This is a genomic window from Vibrio pectenicida, assembly GCA_024347015.1.
Lineage (GTDB): Bacteria > Pseudomonadota > Gammaproteobacteria > Enterobacterales > Vibrionaceae > Vibrio > Vibrio pectenicida.
The window spans coordinates 1192264-1210606 of sequence record AP024889.1; the positions used below are offsets into that span (position 1 = coordinate 1192264).

At 41.7% G+C, this 18343-nt stretch carries 16 protein-coding genes; 5 read left to right on the forward strand and 11 right to left on the reverse strand.

The features are described 5' to 3' along the window. Positions 1–41: 41 nt before the first annotated feature. From OCV27_RS05705 to OCV27_RS05730, 6 genes are all read right to left on the reverse strand, one after another. Complete coding sequence (locus OCV27_RS05705) at positions 42–1022, reverse strand: alpha-L-glutamate ligase-like protein (protein ID WP_125321088.1); 981 nt, start codon at positions 1020–1022, stop codon at positions 42–44. A gap of 3 nt (positions 1023–1025) precedes the next feature. Further along, positions 1026–2531: an inactive transglutaminase family protein gene (locus OCV27_RS05710; protein WP_125321089.1), complete on the reverse strand. Its 1506-nt coding sequence runs from the start codon at positions 2529–2531 to the stop codon at positions 1026–1028. 11 nt (positions 2532–2542) lie between these two features. Then, positions 2543–3286: an ATP-dependent zinc protease family protein gene (locus OCV27_RS05715; protein ID WP_125321091.1), complete on the reverse strand. Its 744-nt coding sequence runs from the start codon at positions 3284–3286 to the stop codon at positions 2543–2545. Between the two features lie 213 nt (positions 3287–3499). Continuing rightward, a complete protein-coding gene (gene cmoB, locus OCV27_RS05720) occupies positions 3500–4474 on the reverse strand; it encodes a tRNA 5-methoxyuridine(34)/uridine 5-oxyacetic acid(34) synthase CmoB (protein WP_125321093.1) in 975 nt (324 codons plus the stop codon). A gap of 62 nt (positions 4475–4536) precedes the next feature. Next, the gene (cmoA, locus tag OCV27_RS05725) at positions 4537–5274 is read right to left on the reverse strand and encodes a carboxy-S-adenosyl-L-methionine synthase CmoA (RefSeq protein WP_125321095.1); all 738 of its coding nucleotides are present in this window, start codon (positions 5272–5274) and stop codon (positions 4537–4539) included. A 190-nt stretch (positions 5275–5464) separates the two neighbouring features. Beyond that, entirely contained in the window at positions 5465–6331 is an 867-nt protein-coding gene (locus OCV27_RS05730) for a DUF72 domain-containing protein (protein WP_125321097.1), read from the reverse strand. A gap of 262 nt (positions 6332–6593) precedes the next feature. Here OCV27_RS05730 and aspS point away from each other — a divergent pair, with 262 nt between their 5' ends. Beyond that, positions 6594–8372 (forward strand): aspartate--tRNA ligase, encoded by a 1779-nt coding sequence (gene aspS / locus OCV27_RS05735; protein ID WP_125321099.1) that lies wholly within the window; start codon positions 6594–6596, stop codon positions 8370–8372. A gap of 116 nt (positions 8373–8488) precedes the next feature. On the opposite strand, the gene OCV27_RS05740 is transcribed toward aspS, so the two are convergent. Continuing rightward, positions 8489–9181 carry a pseudouridine synthase gene (locus OCV27_RS05740; RefSeq protein WP_125321101.1) on the reverse strand — a complete coding sequence of 231 codons (693 nt, stop codon included), beginning with the start codon at positions 9179–9181 and terminating at the stop codon, positions 8489–8491. Between the two features lie 304 nt (positions 9182–9485). On the opposite strand from OCV27_RS05740, the gene OCV27_RS05745 reads away from it, so the two are divergent. Then, positions 9486–11711 (forward strand): NADP-dependent isocitrate dehydrogenase, encoded by a 2226-nt coding sequence (locus OCV27_RS05745; RefSeq protein WP_125321102.1) that lies wholly within the window; start codon positions 9486–9488, stop codon positions 11709–11711. A gap of 117 nt (positions 11712–11828) precedes the next feature. On the opposite strand, the gene cspD is transcribed toward OCV27_RS05745, so the two are convergent. Continuing rightward, on the reverse strand, positions 11829–12050 hold the full coding sequence (gene cspD, locus OCV27_RS05750) for a cold shock domain-containing protein CspD (RefSeq protein ID WP_125321103.1): 222 nt from the start codon (positions 12048–12050) through the stop codon (positions 11829–11831). 466 nt (positions 12051–12516) lie between these two features. Here cspD and clpS point away from each other — a divergent pair, with 466 nt between their 5' ends. Beyond that, complete coding sequence (clpS, locus tag OCV27_RS05755) at positions 12517–12837, forward strand: ATP-dependent Clp protease adapter ClpS (protein WP_125321104.1); 321 nt, start codon at positions 12517–12519, stop codon at positions 12835–12837. A 41-nt stretch (positions 12838–12878) separates the two neighbouring features. Beyond that, the gene (gene clpA / locus OCV27_RS05760) at positions 12879–15152 is read left to right on the forward strand and encodes an ATP-dependent Clp protease ATP-binding subunit ClpA (RefSeq protein ID WP_125321105.1); all 2274 of its coding nucleotides are present in this window, start codon (positions 12879–12881) and stop codon (positions 15150–15152) included. Between the two features lie 90 nt (positions 15153–15242). Here clpA and OCV27_RS05765 read toward each other — a convergent pair whose 3' ends face one another. Continuing rightward, on the reverse strand, positions 15243–16064 hold the full coding sequence (locus tag OCV27_RS05765) for an NAD-dependent epimerase/dehydratase family protein (protein WP_125321106.1): 822 nt from the start codon (positions 16062–16064) through the stop codon (positions 15243–15245). Positions 16065–16240: 176 nt separating this feature from the next. Here OCV27_RS05765 and OCV27_RS05770 point away from each other — a divergent pair, with 176 nt between their 5' ends. After that, complete coding sequence (locus OCV27_RS05770; protein ID WP_125321107.1) at positions 16241–16996, forward strand: substrate-binding periplasmic protein; 756 nt, start codon at positions 16241–16243, stop codon at positions 16994–16996. A 1-nt stretch (position 16997) separates the two neighbouring features. Here OCV27_RS05770 and OCV27_RS05775 read toward each other — a convergent pair whose 3' ends face one another. Together OCV27_RS05775 and OCV27_RS05780 are read right to left on the reverse strand one after the other, a co-directional pair. Next, positions 16998–17240, reverse strand: a complete 243-nt coding sequence (locus OCV27_RS05775; protein WP_125321108.1) for a TIGR02647 family protein — start codon at positions 17238–17240, stop codon at positions 16998–17000. A 261-nt stretch (positions 17241–17501) separates the two neighbouring features. Beyond that, positions 17502–18296 (reverse strand): ABC transporter permease, encoded by a 795-nt coding sequence (locus OCV27_RS05780; RefSeq protein ID WP_125321109.1) that lies wholly within the window; start codon positions 18294–18296, stop codon positions 17502–17504. Between the last annotated feature and the right edge of the window lie 47 nt (positions 18297–18343).

The window sequence follows — 18343 nt, forward strand, 5'->3', positions numbered from 1 at the left end:
TTGTGAGCAGCTTTTTGGTAATTGACTTATTGCTAGGGAATTTAGAACTGTGTTGAGGAACCAAATTGCTTGGCAGCATAAGCCACTCGTTCTTGGGCATCTGGATAGACTCTTGGAGTACCCAGACTTTCAATGTGATGTAAGCGTGGTAATAATCCCGCTCCATTTGCTATTTGAATTGCAAGCCCTGGTCTAGCATTTAGTTCGAGTACCATCGGCCCTTCCTCTTTATCAAGCACCATATCTGTCCCCATGTAACCAAGCCCAGTCATCTCCCATGCACTGGATGCTAAAGTCAATAAGCGTTCCCAATGTGGTACTTGTAAGGTCGACAGCTCTTTGTTGGTATCAGGATGGTGAGTGATAGGTTGATCAAACTGAACTGCTCTAATCGCTTGACCTGTCGCAATATCAATACCCACGCCAACGGCACCTTGATGAAGGTTAGCTTTGCCATCAGAAGCAGCTGTAGAGCAACGCATCATAGCCATGACAGGGTAGCCTTTAAAGACGATAATCCGAACATCTGGCACACCTTCATAGCTAAAACCACTGAAACAGTCATCGAATTTAATTAAGTTTTCGACAACAGCAACATCATTTTTACCACCTAGTGAAAATAGGCCCGCTAATGCATTACTGATGTGTCTTTCTACATCTTCCTTACTGGACGTTGCACCCGAAGGTTTTGTGTAAACACCATTTTGGTGTGAGGTGACAACCAAAATACCTTTACCGCCACTCCCTTGAGCTGGCTTGATAACAAAACCTGGCCAACCTTTGACCATGTTATGGATGTTCTTAACTTCTGCTTGATGGCTAATGACACCGATTAGCTCAGGTGTTGTGGCACCATGTTGCTGAGCGATGATCTTAGTTTTAAGTTTATCGTCCACTAAAGGATATTTAGAACGATCGTTGTAGCGACCAATGTAACTATGGTTACGCTGATTCATGCCCATAATACCGTTATGACGTAGCTTATTTGGCGATGTAAACTGCGAAGTTAAACGTGAAAACATTACTCAGTCCTCCGCTAATGGCTTGAAGCGTCTTAACTCGGTTAGACGATAACCTGTATAAGTACCAAGTAATAAAATGCAAGCTAACACTATCAGTTGAAGACCAATAAAATTAAACGTCAGATGTTGAATATAGGAGTTTGTCATTACAAGATAAACGAGAGTAGCTGTTGCTAGTGAGCCTCCACCTTGAAGAACGACTTCCTTAGCTCCTTCTTCTTCCCACAAAATTGACATACGCTCAATCGTCCATGACAAAATGATCATAGGGAAGAAGGTAATAGAAAGACCTTCTGTTAAACCGATCTTAAATGCAACAACCGTGAACAAGGAAATAATCATAATTACACTAATAATGACAGCAGATATCCTAGCGACGAGCAGTAAGTTGAGCCTAGACAAGTAACTTCTGATAATTAATCCAGTGCCTACGATCAGCAGAAAACCTACTATTCCTGTTAGTAATTGGGTTTGTACGAAAGCGACTGCGATCAAGATAGGCATAAAAGTACCGGAAGTCTTAAGGCCGATGATCACTCTTAAGAAGACGACAATTAGTGCACCAATTGGAATAAGCATAATGGTCTTAAACATAGCCTGTTCTTCAAGAGGTAGACTATGAATGGAAAAATTGAGTAAGCCATCTGCTTGGACTTTATCTATGGTCGCTTGTTTAGGTGAGACATCTTGAGCAATCATGGAAAAATGAACTTGACTGTTTTGGCCGCCGACGATGTCAAGGAGTGATACGTTTGATTCATCCCAAATTAGGATGTTTTTATCTATGGATTGAGTAGCGTTTTTAGGGTTAAACAGTATCCATTCATTTCCATCCCAAACCTGGTTCATTAGCTCGATAGTTTGACGGCGTCTACCATCTTCTAATTCGATAACGCCAACGACTTTACTAGGGATTTTTGAATAGGCGAGTACTTTGTCAACAGCCGCTACCTTGGACATTTTATTCAGCAGAAGGCCTGCATTTTGGCTATCAGAGTCGTTAAGTATTTTGATAAGTTCTCGAGTGAAAGTAACATCATCCGCTGAGCTTTTGTTGGCTCGTTCAATTATTGATACAGCTGCCGCTTCTGTTGGGCCATCAAAAGTTGGAGCCATAATTTTCTTGGTTGGCTGTTGTGGTTTTACTTTTGCTTGGGGATCAACAAGAAATTGAGCCTTATAGTATATAGTCTGTGCGCCATCAGCCTGTCGAATGGACCATTCTGCTCTGCGGCCTGATTCTGAATTAATATACGATACACCATAACCTGATGATGAAGATGATTCATTAATTAGTGTAAAGCCATTTTGTGTGTGAGGAACTGCAAAAGAAGCCTTGGCTGGTTTAGCTTGAGCGTTAAACTCAATACGGGCTTCTATATCCCATACCTGCCGAGTTTCACCAGGAGTCCATGGCACACCGTATGTCTGGTGACGGAACATGCTTAGAGCAAGACCTGCAACTATGAGTAGAGCGACAGATATGTAAAAGGGGACTTTAGAGGTCATAACCTACCTTATTATTTTTGTTCAATTTCCGTTTGAATGTATTTTTTACTTACATCCACCACTGCAATGTCACGGATGAAATCCCGACCTAGTAACACAGGATGGATCATTTGGGAGCGATCTGCCAAAGTAAACTGTGTCTTTTCGTGAATCTTGCCCAACCTAACCCACAATTCTACTACAGGACGTCGTTCTAGTTGGCAATTTGTTGATTGACGTATTTTTACAAAACGAAGAATTGGAGCCTCAATCCAATTACTTTCATCCAGTGAAGCAGTGCCATCGGATAGATGAAAGCGTATCCAGTTTTTCCCATTACGTTCAAACTCTTCAATATCAACAGCGTTAAGTGATGAGGTTTCTGCACCAGTATCTATGCGAGCATCGAATTTCTGTTCTACGGAGTCTATGGTAACTTTTTCAATTTCACCGAGTGTTAACGCCTTTGAAGGGGAGGGTGAGGTTTTAATGGGGATAGATCTTATGGCTTCTTGGCGTGGTTTGCTTATTTGACGGGTTGCCTGTTGTCTTAATCTGCGTAACTCAGAACTTAGTGAGTCGATTTTGGTATTTAGACTGGCAATCTGAACATCTTTATCAGTCAACTGCGTTTCTATTCGGTCGAACCTTTGTGCCGAGTTTGTTTCCGAAGTCTGGATAGCAGCGAGTGTTTCTTTATGATATTGCGTGCTGTTAGTGAGGGTACAGCCGGAAACTAGGGTTATTACAATCACCGGAGCCAGTTTGGTAAACATTGAAAATCCCAATAATAGATTAAAATATGTGCTGAAAGAAGCTAGTACAGCTGCCCTTCACCAGAATGTGCGAACAGGCATGGTTGCAGTGTGACCAGTTGTGCTATTTCTTATATAAAATGCCGAGTACTCATAAGAGAATTATAAATCTTTTTGGTGTTCAGATTAAGGGCATGACAGACTAGAAAGGTTAGGAGTCTGTCAAAAATTGTCTTAGTACGGTTTTTTTGCAACAAGAGTAGCACGACGAGGGGCAGGGTGACCTTCTATTGTCTTGGTTGAGTCTGTTGGGTCTAGATAATCTAGCAATGAATTGTGTGTCATCCATTTAGTGGTTCGTTGCTCGTCTGTTGTTGTGGTGTTCTCCTCGGCGATAATCACATCCTCAAAGCCAACTTGTTCTAGCCAAACTTTAAGTGCTTTCGCGGAAGGGAAGAAGTATACATTACGCATTTGAGCATAGCGTTCGGTCGGCACAAGTACTGAGGTTTCGTCTCCTTCAATTACAAGAGTCTCAAGCACTAATTCACCGCCAGGAACTAACTGATCTCTCAACTGGATTAGGTGATCGAGTGGTGAGCAGCGATGGTACAGGACCCCCATACTGAATACAGTATCGAATGCCTCTAACTTAGGCAGTTGCTCAATTCCAAGTGGTAAAAGGTGTGCTCCTTGATGATCCCCCATGAGTTTACGCACTGCTTCAAATTGGATAAGAAATAAATGAGATGGATCGATGCCGACACATAGACGAGCCCCTTCGCCTAGCATTCGCCACATATGATAGCCGTTACCACAGCCCACATCGAGCACACTACGATTTTTTAGGGGTGATATATGGGGTAGAACACGGTCCCATTTCCAGTCACTTCGCCATTCTGTATCAATATGGATGCCATGTAAGTGATACGGGCCTTTACGCCATGGATGAAAAGTACGTAAGAGGTTTTCTAATTTTTTGAGTTCACCAAGAGCTATTGGATTATCGTTGAATAAGGATACTGAATTTTTTAGGTCAATGTTATCAGGAGATCCGGGCGAAATTTTATTGAGTGCTTTAAGCCAGCGGCCAAAGTCTCCGTGTTCTGCATTTTGCCAATCGGTTAGCTGCTGAGGTAAAACATTAAGCCAAGGTTGAAGGCGAGTATCGGTTGCAATGAGCTTATAAAAATTGGCGAAATTAAACATAGTTTTCACTGATTTTGGAGTTGAGTGTTAGTTTTGGAGAAAGAATGTACAACGGGCTTTGGTTACTTTATTGCAAACATAGAACCAAAGTTGAAGCACTGAAACCAAACATCGAAACTGCTAAAACCAATTTGAGCAAAACGTTCTTTGTGTGTTTTCTTTGAATCTGGACACATCACATTTTCAATCGCGTTGCGTTTTTGGCTAATTTCGAGTTCGCTGTAACCGTTTGCACGCTTGAAGTCATGATGTAAGTCTACAAGCAGTTCGTTAGCTATTGTATCTTCAAAGATAAATTTCTCTGAAATTATCAATATTCCGCCAGGGCGCAAGCCCTTATATATCTTTTCCAAAAGTGTATAGCGATCTTGTGATGAAAGAAATTGAAGTGTGAAATTAAGAACCACAACAGAAGCATTATCAATATCAATATCACGAATATCGGCTTCGACAATATCGACAGGAGTATCACTGCGATAGGCATTGATATGGAGTTTGCAACGTTCCACCATAGCGGAGGAATTATCCACAGCAATAATTTGACATCCTTCTTGATTGATATGCCGACGCATAGAGAGTGTGGCGGCACCTAGAGAGCAGCCTAAATCATAGATTTTGGAGTGAGGTTGTACAAACCGTTCAGCCAGCATCCCGATTGCTGAGATAATATTGCTATAACCGGGCACAGAGCGCTGAATCATATCAGGGAAGACTTCTGCGACACGTTCATCGAAGGTAAAGTCCCCAATTTTATCGATGGGTGCCGAAAAAATGGTATCAGGGTTACTCTTAGGGTTCATAACGGGTTCTCTCAACACAAGGCATTTACGCCTTGTAGTCCTGCAGATTTGAAAAACAGCATATTTTATGTGAATTTTACGCATCTGTCATGTATTGAACACATGGGCCAAATTGGCTCGAGTATTCAACCCGCTTAATGGCAAAAGAATTTGCTTATTAACTCAATTATATTGGGTGATAAAAATCGATTTAAAACATGTGTATCTGTGTATTTCCTTTTGCCATTGGGAAGATATTTAGATCAGGTAAAGGTAGTTGCGACTTCAATTGTTGATAGAGGTTTAATGCCAGTTCTGGGGCCATGATGTTATCTGCAGTGTGAATCATTAAATAAGGCTGTTTACCCTGCTTAACCCACTCAGTTATCTTGATTAACCAAGGAGTGAAAAAGTCATAGTTTTGCTCTTTTTGTGGCTGACCGATGAATCGGATCATTGGATTATTAGCGGTTGCGATGGCATGAACTGGTAATTTAGGCTTTTTTTGCTGGGCATCAACAATGGCGTCATTATCAGGTTTGGCTGAAAAGATAGGTCGACTATCCATTATGATTCGATTGTACTCTTGTTCCATAAGCCAAGCATTGAGCTCACGTTCTGGGTCACCTTTGGAGAAAAAAGCAGGATGGCGGACTTCTATTCCGATTGGAAAATCGGTAGGGAAAAGAGCGCAAAACCGTTTAAGCTGTTCTAAGTGTTCAGGACCGAAAGTTGCTGGCAACTGAATTGTCCATTGACCGATACGCTCGTGTAAAGGAGCCATGATAGACATAAAGCTATTTAACTCAGTTTGGCAACCACGCAACATTTGCTGATGCGTAATACTTTTGGGTAGTTTAAACGTAAAGCGAAACTCGTCATGTGTTGAATTACGCCAATTCTTTACTGTAACGGCACTTGGAGTTGCATAGAAGGTTGTGTTGCCCTCAACGGTGTGAAAAACACTGGCATATTTTTCTAATCTTTCATTGGGCTTTGTACCGCTACCGTAAAAAGTTTGCTGCCAATTGTTGTGAGACCACATAGTGAGTCCGAGTCTGATTGGGAGAGCTTTCATATTTACCATTTTTAGTACTAGTGGATGAGAGTTTTGCCGAATCACCCTGATTAAGGCTATAATCAGCGCCAATTTTCGTATTGCTGCTGTTTTAGGCCTTTGTTGGTTTAAAAAGCAGCAGTAGATGATAAATCACAATAAGTTGTGCGTTGAGTGGTCGATCTTGAAACACTTTCAGCGTATAAATGGACCTTTGCCCTATCGGTAAATTTATCACCGATGGGTAGTAATTAACATACTAAAAGAGATTGGGAAATTCATTATGCGTACCCATTACTGTGGTCACTTGAACAAGTCCCTTGCAGGACAAACTGTAGAACTTTGCGGTTGGGTTAATCGTCGCCGCGATTTAGGTGGACTTATTTTCATTGATATGCGAGATCGTGAAGGCATTGTTCAGGTAGTAGTAGATCCAGATATGGCAGACGCGTACGAAGTGGCGAATACACTTCGTAATGAATTCTGTATCAAGCTCTCGGGGGAAGTCCGTGTTCGTCCAGACAGTCAGATCAATAAAGATATGGCAACTGGAGAAGTTGAAATTATTGCCAAAAGTCTAGAAATCATTAACCGAGCGGACATTCTCCCTCTAGACTTCAACCAGAAAAATACAGAAGAACAGCGACTTAAATATCGCTACCTCGATTTACGTCGTCCTGAAATGAGTGATCGGATTAAACTACGCGCAAAGGCATCCAGTTTTGTTCGTCGATTCCTCGATGAAAATGGGTTTCTTGATATCGAAACGCCGGTTTTGACTAAAGCAACACCTGAAGGTGCTCGGGATTACTTGGTTCCAAGTCGTGTGCATAAAGGTAGCTTTTATGCATTACCTCAGTCTCCACAGCTATTTAAACAGCTGCTAATGATGTCGGGTTTTGATCGTTACTACCAAATCGTAAAATGCTTTCGTGATGAAGACCTACGTGCTGACCGGCAGCCAGAATTTACCCAGATCGATATAGAAACTTCGTTTATGACAGCTGACGAAGTTAGAGCCACTACAGAAAAAATGGTTCGAAATATGTGGCAAGAACTATTGGATGTTGATTTGGGTGTATTTCCAACTATGCCTTTTGCTGAAGCTATTCGTCGTTTTGGTTCAGATAAACCTGACCTACGTAACCCTTTGGAACTAGTTGATGTTGCTGATCTGGTTAAGGATGTCGAATTTAAAGTATTCTCTGGCCCTGCGAATGACGAAAAAGGTCGTGTAGCCGTTATTCGAGTTCCAGGTGGAGCAGCTTTGACTCGTAAACAAATTGATGGTTATGGCGAGTTTGTCGGAATATATGGAGCTAAAGGCCTTGCCTGGATGAAAGTCAATGACCGCGCGGCTGGAGTTGAAGGTATACAGTCTCCGGTGGCTAAGTTCTTAAACGAAGATGTGATAAACGGTATTCTCGATCGTACTCAAGCACAATCTGGCGATATTATCTTATTCGGTGCAGATAAAGCCAATACAGTGGCGGAAGCTATGGGTGCACTTCGACTCAAGATTGGTAAAGATCTTGAACTGACAGATGAGTCTGCTTGGGCTCCACTATGGGTGGTGGATTTCCCTATGTTTGAAGAAGACAGTGAGGGTAATTTACATGCTATGCATCACCCATTCACGTCACCATTAGGGGTTAATGCACAGGAGCTAAAAGCTAACCCAGCATCAGCCAATTCAAATGCTTATGATATGGTGATTAACGGTTATGAAGTGGGTGGTGGTTCAGTCCGTATCCATAGTGCCGAAATGCAGGCTGCGGTATTTGATATCTTGGGAATTGATGCCGAGGAGCAACAACAAAAGTTTGGTTTCTTACTTAATGCGCTAAAGTTTGGTACACCACCACATGCAGGCTTGGCATTCGGTTTAGACCGCCTTGTGATGTTATTATGCGGTACAGATAATATCCGTGATGTAATTGCATTCCCTAAAACAACTGCGGCTGCATGCCTACTCACAGATGCACCAAGCGTTGCTAACCCTGCCGCACTTGAAGAGTTAGCGATTGCAGTGACGGTTGCAAAAGAGAAAAATGAAAACTAGGCTTACATGCCCTAAGTAGTGATGAGTTTCTTAATGAGAAATGGCGCTTCAAATGAAGCGCCATTTTGATTTTACGAGAAAAATATGTGTATTTGAAAGAATCGCACCCTTTGCCGTTAGAGTTTAACCTCTTTCCATTCTCCTGGTTGCAGTTCTCCAAGAGTGAATTGGCCCAGCGAGTACCGAATAAGACGTAAAGTAGGGTAACCAATATGAGCAGTCATTCGTCTCACCTGACGGTTACGGCCCTCTATAATGGTAATTGCAAGCCATGTGGTGGGTATATTAGCGCGAAAGCGCACAGGCGGATTACGTGACCAGATTTCAGGTTCGGATATTACTTCGACTGTGGCAGGTAGCGTTATACCGTCTTTAAGTTCTACTCCATTACGTAGCTTTTCTAAATCTTTTTCTCCAGGTTGTCCATCGACTTGAACCCAATAGGTTTTTGGGGATTTAGATTTAGGCTGGGTAAGCTTGGCTTGAAGTATCCCATCATTCGTCAGCACCATAAGCCCTTCACTATCTCTATCAAGTCTGCCTGCAGCGTAGACATCTTTGATTGGGATGAAGTCGGCGAGTGTTTGCCTACCGTCTCCATCGGTAAACTGGCTTAGGGTATCAAAAGGCTTATTAAAGATAATAACAGTGCAGTTCTCAGGTGATCTTTGTCGCTTTCTATTGCTAGTTTTTCGTTCTAGAGATATTGAACTTGATTTTGATTGGAGGCAGTTCTTTGAGCACTTAAAACCTGATTTACGCAAACGGGTTGAGGGTTTAGACGGCTCACGTTGCGAGCGAGATGACATGTTAACTACCTTGCAAAATTGTAAATGAAGTGTGGTTGAAAATTCTAAACTCAATGGCTTTAGGCTATCATGTGCGCGCCCGAGAACAGGATTGGATCTGCAAAATAATAGACTATTGTGCCAATATTGTTTAATTATAAGAGTACAGTTCTCACGGATCTTACGCTAAAAAGAGACGTAAGGAAAAGACAACAGAAACAACAAAGCCGTAAATAGGTAAGTAGATACTATACAAGCTTGTATACGGATACATCAACCAAAGCCGTCTATCGACGAGCTTTGCAAGAATAGATAGGGAAATTTCATGCCTACAGAAAAACCTACAATTATATACACTATCACAGACGAAGCTCCAGCATTAGCAACCTATTCTCTATTGCCAATTATTCAAGCATTTACCGCTTCCTCAGGTATTGAATTCGAGACTCGTGATATCTCTCTCGCTGGGCGTGTTCTTGCAAACTTCCCGGGGTACTTGACCGAACAACAACGCACAAATGATGCTTTGTTGGAACTTGGTGAACTGGCCAAAACGCCAGAGGCAAATATTATTAAGCTGCCTAATATCTCTGCCTCTATTCCTCAGTTACAAGCCGTAATTAAGGAACTGCAGGCAAAAGGTTACAATTTACCTAACTATCCTGAAGAACCCAGTACGCAAGAAGAAAAAGAGGTTAAAGCAAGCTATGACAAAATCAAGGGTAGTGCTGTAAACCCGGTACTTCGTGAAGGTAACTCAGATCGTCGTGCTCCTCTGTCAGTTAAGAATTACGCCAAGAAAAACCCTCATTCAATGGGATCGTGGTCAAAAGACTCCAAATCTCATGTATCAAGTATGTCTGGCAATGATTTCTTTGGTAGTGAGAAGTCACACACTGTGGCTGGTGCAACTCAAGTAAAAATCGAGTTTATGGCAGCGGATGGCGTGGCAAAAGAGTTGAAATCTTCGTTTGCGTTGCAAGATAAAGAAATTATTGATTGTTCCGTTATGAACAAGCGTGCTTTAGTTGAATTTTTTGAAAAAGAAATTGATGCAGCAAAACAGCAAGGTGTACTGCTTTCTCTACACATGAAAGCGACGATGATGAAAGTATCTGACCCTGTGATCTTTGGACATGCCGTTAAAGTGTATTACAAAGATGTTTTTACCAAATATGGAGATGTGCTTGAGCAATTAGGTGTTGATGTAAATAACGGCCTTGGCGATGTATACGCAAAAATCACTACTCTTCCTGCTGGTCAAAAGGCAGAAATTGAAGCCGCAATTCAAGATGTATATCGCACCCAGCCACCATTGGCTATGGTTGATTCAGATCGCGGCATCACTAATTTGCATGTCCCTAGTGATATTATTGTTGATGCCTCAATGCCCGCCATGTTGCGATCATCAGGTCAGATGTGGGGACCAGATGGAAAACAAAGCGACACTAAAGCTATGATCCCAGATCGCAGCTATGCGAGTATTTACCAGGCGGTTATTGATTTCTGTAAGGAAAATGGTGCCTTTGATCCAACGGCTATGGGCAGTGTGCCAAATGTAGGCTTGATGGCTCAAAAGGCAGAAGAGTATGGTTCGCATGATAAGACATTTATTGTTGACCAAGCAGGTAAGATACGTGTTGTGGACGCATCTGGTTCTGTTCTACTGGAACAAACGGTTGAGGAAGGTGATATTTTCCGTATGTGTCAGGTTAAAGACGCACCGATTCAGGACTGGGTTAAATTAGCCGTGACGCGCGCGCGCGCCACAGGTGTACCTGCGGTATTTTGGTTAGATGACAACCGTGCACATGATGCTCAGCTTATTAAAAAGGTGAATGCATACTTGCCGCAACATGATACATCTGGTTTGGAAATCAAAATATTAGCACCTCTTGAAGCGTGTAAGTTCTCCTTAGAACGAATCAAGTTGGGCTTAGATACTATTTCTGTAACTGGTAATGTGCTGCGCGACTACCTAACTGACTTATTCCCGATTTTGGAGCTAGGTACGTCTGCGAAGATGCTATCTATTGTACCGTTGATGAATGGGGGTGGTCTGTTTGAAACGGGTGCGGGTGGTTCAGCTCCTAAACACGTACAGCAAGTTGAGAAAGAGAACCACCTTAGGTGGGATTCGTTAGGTGAATTCCTCGCATTGGCGGCATCTTTGGAGCATTTAAGTGCAGTAACTGGTAATGCTAAGGCCCAGGTACTTGCAGATACCTTAGATAAAGCGACAGGCGAATTCTTAGACAAGAATAAATCACCTTCCCGTAAAGTAGGAGAGTTGGATAACCGTGGTAGTCATTACTACCTAGCTACATATTGGGCGCAAGCACTTGCAACTCAAACTTCAGATGTATCTTTAGCTAAAGAATTTACCCCAATAGCACAAGCTTTATCTGCGAAAGAAAGCGAGATTATTGCAGAACTAAATGGGGCTCAAGGTGTTGCTGGTGAACTTGGCGGTTACTATGCGCTAGAGTTTGAAAAAGCTTCAAGGCTTATGCGCCCTAGTGATACGCTAAACAGCATTATCAATGGCTAACTTCAGCTGGGTTAATGTACTTAATTGATTATAGATTAAAACCGCCAAGTTTTTCTTGGCGGTTTTTTATTTATTTCGTATGACACATTGTTTTGATGGGTGAAATCTAGCAGCGAATTATTTTATGGCTTGAGCTTCAACCGGAACTACCGATCTGGCGTGGTATCCTTTAGGGCCTTCCTCCACTTCAAATGTTACTTGTTGGCCCGCTTTCAGTGTACGATAACCATCCATTTCTATTGTTGAGTAATGGGCGAATACATCACCATCTTCTCCTTCTGGACAGATAAAACCAAACCCCTTGGCATTGTTAAACCATTTTACTGTACCTGTAGCCATGCTATACATCCCTCATGCATATTGTTACTGAAGTTGTGTGATTACACAATTAATCCGTGTGTAAACATAACAGTGAATGTTCATTCAGCCGCTGCTAAATTTTAAGTCACTATTTGACCAATGTAGTCAATGCTAGGGAGCAGTCAATAGTGAAAACTGGTTAGGCTGTGCATATTTGTAAACAAGTCACCTTTATCGTTTGCCTTTTTGCAACTATTTTCACTCCGGCTTTGTTATTTTATAATGGTAATATTGGTTTTTGGTTTCTTTTTAATCAATTAGATAGATAATATCACTAGATAGAAATCTTTTATTTGCAGCGATACAATTGCTGCATTAGTCTCTAAGTAAGGGCAAAAATTCGCTTGGCTCAACTTGGCCTTACTAACTGGAGCTAGATCTAAAACTTCCACACAGTGAAGTGTTAAAATTATATTTAAGGACGTTGTTTTCAACACGAAGAGTCATGAGCAAGCAAATTAAATGGGTTTCTCCAGACCAGGATTTACTGGAGCTAGAAAAGACTAAGGTGATGTTGCCATCGAGGTACAACGTTGTTTTGAATAATGACGATTACACGCCGATGGACTTTGTAATCGAAATCCTAGAACGGTTTTTCTCTATGGATATTGAAAAGGCAACACAAGTGATGCTTAAGGTGCATTACGAAGGTAAAGCGATTTGTGGCACGTATACTGCAGAAGTTGCTGAAACGAAAGTAGCGCAAGTTACAATGTATTCTCAGGAAAACGAGCATCCCTTGCTTTGTACCATGGAGCAAGTGTAAAGCTTAACCAAGCAATCTAAGTTGCTGCTAAGGAGGTACTTATGTTGAATAAAGAGTTAGAGTCGAGTCTGAACGGCGCATTCTCTCGTGCCAGAGACAAACGACATGAATTCATGACTGTCGAGCACCTCCTGCTAGCGTTATTGGAAAATGATGCGGCGAGGGAGGCCTTGCTTGCCTGTCAAGCCGATATTGACTCGTTAAGAAATGAGTTAGATATCTTTATTGATCAAACAACCCCGCTAATCCCAGAGAATGATGAAACGCGTGAGACTCAGCCTACTTTAAGTTTTCAGCGAGTATTACAGCGAGCAGTATTTCATGTTCAGTCATCTGGGCGTAGTGAAGTGACAGGGGCGAATGTACTCGTTGCCATATTTAGTGAGCAAGAGTCTCATGCAGCTTATCTGATGAAGAAAAACGATATTAGCCGTTTAGATATCGTTAACTTCATCTCTCACGGAATTACTAAGGCGTCTAGTTCAGGTGACGATTCTGCTTCTTCAGATTCATTTAGCAGTAATGATAGTCCGGAGGAATCTGGCTCTGAAGAGCGGTTAGAAAGTTTTGCATCTAACCTTAACTTATTGGCTAAACAAGGACAAATTGACCCCTTGATTGGTCGAGATAAAGAGCTGGAGCGTACTGTTCAGGTGCTATGCCGTCGTCGTAAAAACAACCCCTTGTTAGTTGGAGAAGCAGGGGTCGGTAAAACGGCAATTGCTGAAGGATTAGCGTGGAGAATAGTTGAAGGCCAGGTCCCTGATATCATTAAAGATAGTGTTATTTATTCTTTGGATATTGGCTCGCTGTTGGCTGGTACTAAGTACCGCGGTGACTTTGAAAAGCGTTTTAAAGCGATTCTCAAGCAATTAGAGAAGGAAGAAGACGCGATATTATTCATTGATGAGATCCATACTATCATAGGCGCAGGGGCTGCTTCTGGTGGGCAAGTGGATGCTGCAAACCTGATTAAACCTCTGCTGAGCAGTGGTAAGCTTCGTTGCATAGGCTCAACGACCTATCAGGAGTACAGCAACATCTTTGACAAAGAGCGTGCTCTTTCTCGTCGATTCCAGAAGATAGATATTGTTGAGCCATCGCTTGATGATACGACAAAAATCTTAATGGGCCTCAAACCTAAATATGAAGCGCATCATGAAGTTCGTTATACCAATAAGGCACTTCGTGCAGCTGTAGAGCTTTCTGCTAAATACATCAATGAGCGTCATTTACCTGATAAAGCGATTGATGTGATAGATGAAGCTGGGGCTCGTCACCGTCTTGCACCAGCTAGCCGCCGCAAAAAAACAGTTGGTGTCGCGGATATAGAATCAATGGTCGCTAAAATGGCACGAATACCAGAGAAGTCTGTCTCTTCTTCAGATAAAGAGGTTCTTCAGAATCTAGATGAAAAGATGAAGATGTTGGTCTTTGGCCAAAATGATGCAATTGATGTGTTGAGTGAAGCCATTAAATTGACTCGTGCGGGTCTTGGAGCTGATAACAAGCCAGTTGGATCTTTCCTATTTGCAGGCCCAACTGGTGTCGGTAAAACAGAAGTGACAGTACAGCTATCTAAATTAATGGGTATAGAATTACTGCGCTTCGATATGTCTGAATATGGAGAAAGGCATTCAGTGAGCCGTTTGATTGGTGCTCCTCCAGGTTATGTTGGTTACGATCAGGGTGGTTTATTAACGGATGCGGTGATTAAACATCCACACTCCGTGGTATTACTTGATGAAATTGAAAAAGCTCATACAGATATTTTCAATCTTCTCCTTCAGGTGATGGATAATGGTACTTTGACTGATAATAATGGCCGTAAAGCCGATTTTCGAAATGTTATTCTTGTCATGACAACCAATGCAGGTGTTCAGGAAACTGTTAAGAATTCCATTGGCTTAATCCAGCAAGACCATAGCCATGATGCGATGTCAGAAATTAAGAAAGTCTTTACACCTGAGTTCCGTAATCGTCTAGATAATATCATTTGGTTCAATAGCTTAGATGAGAATGTTATCCATCAAGTTGTCGATAAGTTCATTGTTGAGCTTCAAGCACAATTGGATGCTAGAGGTGTTTCACTCGAGGTTTCAGATAAAGCTCGCCATTGGTTAGCATTGAAGGGTTATGATAAAGCGATGGGTGCGCGCCCAATGGGACGAGTTATTCAAGAACAGCTTAAAAAACCACTTGCTAATGAGCTACTGTTTGGGTCGTTAGTCGATGGTGGTACAGTAAAAGTTGATTTGAGGAAAGATGAACTTAAATTTAAATACTTGAGCCAAAAAGCCGTTGCAGTACATTAATATCCTTTATAACGGTTAGTGTCAGCTTTTTTAAAAGTCTTACACAACAGATAAAAACCAGAGTATCGCTTTACTCTGGTTTTTTATTATTCAAACCAGTTCCAGTGTATGCCTGTAGTGAAATCGATACCCCAATTCCTCTAAGTGGTCAGACAGAATTCGTTTATCTTCTTGTTGCACAAACGGCGGCAATATTTCTTCAGATCCGATACTATCGAGAGCTGCTTGATAAAATTCAGCTTTACTCACTGTATTTGGAGTCGTCGCGTTGATGATAACGTTTTGTTTGAATGCAGTGATAAAACTGATGACGCCAATAGCATCTTTAAGATGCAACATATTTGCCGGAGCCTTTGTGCTGATTTGTTTCATTTTACTTACAAATCGACTTGGATGTCGATCGGGGCCCACAAGACCGCTGCAGCGAACAATGGCGTAATTGATTCCTGAATCGATTACATGTTGTTCAGCTTGCAGCATCGCTGTAGCCTTCTGGCTAAAATTATTATCCTGAGCTGCTTTAGACCAAGATGCATCGTCTTCTAGCATAGGCTTGGCTAGGTTGGGATAAACACTAGTTGAGCTAACCATGACTATTCTTTTAACTTGAGCTAAAAGGCATGCTTTAGTCAGTGTCTCCCAACAACGAATATATTGATCACCCAAAGCAGAACGAAACCCAGGCGGGAAACAGCCAATGACTATATTGGTTTTAGTACTTTTGACTGTTTGTGCTATATGTGACAAGTCACCACATAGGTCCAGACATTTTGCTTGAAGGGACTCTGCTTTTAGCAAAGAGACACCGTCATTACTAGTTCGGGTAACTATGACATTATTGCCTATTGATTCTAGGTAATGAGCTAGCGGTTTTCCGAGCCACCCACCACCAATAATTAGTATGTCTTTCATACTTATCTCGTTATAGCTTTGGCCTAGATTGGTTACTATCTAAGAGATCCAATAAATAATCAACCATAGTTTTTTAGGCTTAATGTCTCACTAGTGAGACATGGCTTTTCTGCGTCTCCATACCATTAACTCTACTATTAATAGATGTATAACTAGGTATAAATAGTTGGAATTGGATGAAGTGGCTTTTGTTGTGTTCGCTCGGGGTCATCCCTTCTCTGGTCTTGGCGAGCAACAAAGTATATATGACGTCTTTAGACTGGCCTCCTTACTCGGGAGAGAATTTACGTGAAAATGGCTATTCCATTGCTATTGCACGTGAGGCTTTCTCCGTTATGGGCTATGACTTAGGCGTTGACTTCGAACCTTGGGTGAGGGCGGTTTCATTGGCCACGAAATCAGAAAAGTATATAGGCTATTTCCCCGAATATATCTTTGACACACAAGACTTTGTTTTTTCTGATTCGATTGGTAGCGGCCCACTGGGACTAGTTGAAAATTCAAACTCTCCAGTAAAGTGGACTAAATTAGTTGATCTAAAAACGCTGCGTATTGGTGTCGTTCAAGGGTACGTCAATACTAAAGAGTTCGATGACATGGTTGCTGATGGAGAGATCAATATAGAGGCATCTAGTAATGATACTATGAATATTCACAAGGTAGCGAAAAGGCGGCTAGATGCTGCGGTAATAGATTCGAATGTGCTAGAACATTTGATAAGCGAGGACACTCAGGAAGCTTTCTTGAGACAGCATTTGCAAATGAACACTAAGCTATTAGACAACAAACAAATCCATGTTGCTTTTCGTAACGAACCGAAAGGAATTGATCTGAAGATGATTTTCAATCAAGGCTTGGAAAAGATTGATATCGAGTCGATTATCCATCGGTTGAGCAAGCCAACCGATGATGAGGGTAACATGGGTCAGTGAGCTAGATGATTTCGCTGGAGAGTACCCGAAGTACTTTATCTGCATGTTCAGCGACTTCAATACCTTCGTCTGTTAAATAGCCACCATCTGGAAGAGTGCACAACCCCTTATCAAATAGTCTTCCTATAGCAGATTGAATATCCTCTGATGCATCATTGTGCACTTTAATACCTGTTGCGGCACTGTTGATATCAAACTGAAGTAGTAGGTTAAGTTCGGCTATTTTTTCTGTAGTGTATTTCATTATTGTTCGCTCCATAAAAGTGTTACAGAACAACCTTAATCTTTGTCTAGGTAGCGGGCAACGGCATGAAGAAAGAAATGTTATCTATCACATAATATTAAAAGCCCAGTTAAGGCAGATTGTTGTGCTGTAAATGGTTTATCAATGCGAAGAAGGGGTTAAGTCGTTTCTTATATAGATTTATTATTGTATAGAAACTCGACTTATCCTGAAGACGATGACACGGTTATCCACAGATTCTGTGGATAAAATCAAAACTTGTTATTGTTGCGTGAAAACGACCAATATCTTGCCTTCCTTAGTTATGCAATTGCGGATGGTTAAAGACAGAGTTAGGCTCAAAGATATCGACAAAACAACGAATATGGCAATCATAATCAATAGTTGATATTTAATGGCGACTATAGGACTCGCGCCTCCCAGTATCTGCCCTGTCATCATTCCCGGTAATGTAACTAGACCTGTTGTGGCCATTGAAGCAAGAGTTGGGGCCATTGATTTCCTCATAGAATCGCTGACAAAAAGTTGGGTTGCGAATTGTGCAGAAGCTCCCAAAGCAATTGCTGCTTCGTACTCTCCGCGACGAGTGTCGATTGCTGTAAATAAGTTTTGTAGCGCCACTATATTTCCACTCAGTGAATTCCCGAGTAACATTCCGGCCAAAGGAATGACGTATTGAGCGTTGAGCAATGGGATTGGTTTTATAATGGCAGCACATAAAACTATCAACATTGGCAGTAAACTTAGGAGTAAGCTTGCTGTTACAGGGTATATTAACCGTTTATAGGGAAGCTTAGCTTTATTTATGATTGAACTTGCCCCAACCAAGATCATGATCAGTAACCAAATCGAATTCACTAATGGGTTATTTATATCAAATAAATACTCAAGGTAGACACCTACTAGTAAAAGCTGAATGCTCATCCTTCCTACGCTAACTATGGCCTCTCGCTCGATATTGAGCTTGAAATAACGGCTAATGGAGAGGGGAATTGATAGTGTTAAACAGAATAGTACTAGTAGTGACCATGATATATCTATAACCCCATCACTCATTACATATCCTCAGTTAAAAGACTGTACCGGCAGGTAGGCAGTCTATT

What these genes read in the sequence shown, in the direction of transcription:
- OCV27_RS05745 (WP_125321102.1), top strand. Translation starts at nt 9,486, where the DNA reads ATGCCTACAGAAAAACCTACAATTATATACACTATCACAGACGAAGCT.
- OCV27_RS05770 (WP_125321107.1), top strand. Translation starts at nt 16,241, where the DNA reads ATGAAGTGGCTTTTGTTGTGTTCGCTCGGGGTCATCCCTTCTCTGGTC.
- OCV27_RS05715 (WP_125321091.1), bottom strand. Translation starts at nt 3,286, where the DNA reads ATGTTTACCAAACTGGCTCCGGTGATTGTAATAACCCTAGTTTCCGGC.
- aspS (WP_125321099.1), top strand. Translation starts at nt 6,594, where the DNA reads ATGCGTACCCATTACTGTGGTCACTTGAACAAGTCCCTTGCAGGACAA.
- clpA (WP_125321105.1), top strand. Translation starts at nt 12,879, where the DNA reads ATGTTGAATAAAGAGTTAGAGTCGAGTCTGAACGGCGCATTCTCTCGT.
- OCV27_RS05730 (WP_125321097.1), bottom strand. Translation starts at nt 6,331, where the DNA reads ATGAAAGCTCTCCCAATCAGACTCGGACTCACTATGTGGTCTCACAAC.
- cmoA (WP_125321095.1), bottom strand. Translation starts at nt 5,274, where the DNA reads ATGAACCCTAAGAGTAACCCTGATACCATTTTTTCGGCACCCATCGAT.
- clpS (WP_125321104.1), top strand. Translation starts at nt 12,517, where the DNA reads ATGAGCAAGCAAATTAAATGGGTTTCTCCAGACCAGGATTTACTGGAG.
- OCV27_RS05775 (WP_125321108.1), bottom strand. Translation starts at nt 17,240, where the DNA reads ATGAAATACACTACAGAAAAAATAGCCGAACTTAACCTACTACTTCAG.
- OCV27_RS05765 (WP_125321106.1), bottom strand. Translation starts at nt 16,064, where the DNA reads ATGAAAGACATACTAATTATTGGTGGTGGGTGGCTCGGAAAACCGCTA.
- OCV27_RS05710 (WP_125321089.1), bottom strand. Translation starts at nt 2,531, where the DNA reads ATGACCTCTAAAGTCCCCTTTTACATATCTGTCGCTCTACTCATAGTT.
- OCV27_RS05740 (WP_125321101.1), bottom strand. Translation starts at nt 9,181, where the DNA reads ATGTCATCTCGCTCGCAACGTGAGCCGTCTAAACCCTCAACCCGTTTG.
- cmoB (WP_125321093.1), bottom strand. Translation starts at nt 4,474, where the DNA reads ATGTTTAATTTCGCCAATTTTTATAAGCTCATTGCAACCGATACTCGC.
- OCV27_RS05705 (WP_125321088.1), bottom strand. Translation starts at nt 1,022, where the DNA reads ATGTTTTCACGTTTAACTTCGCAGTTTACATCGCCAAATAAGCTACGT.
- cspD (WP_125321103.1), bottom strand. Translation starts at nt 12,050, where the DNA reads ATGGCTACAGGTACAGTAAAATGGTTTAACAATGCCAAGGGGTTTGGT.
- OCV27_RS05780 (WP_125321109.1), bottom strand. Translation starts at nt 18,296, where the DNA reads ATGAGTGATGGGGTTATAGATATATCATGGTCACTACTAGTACTATTC.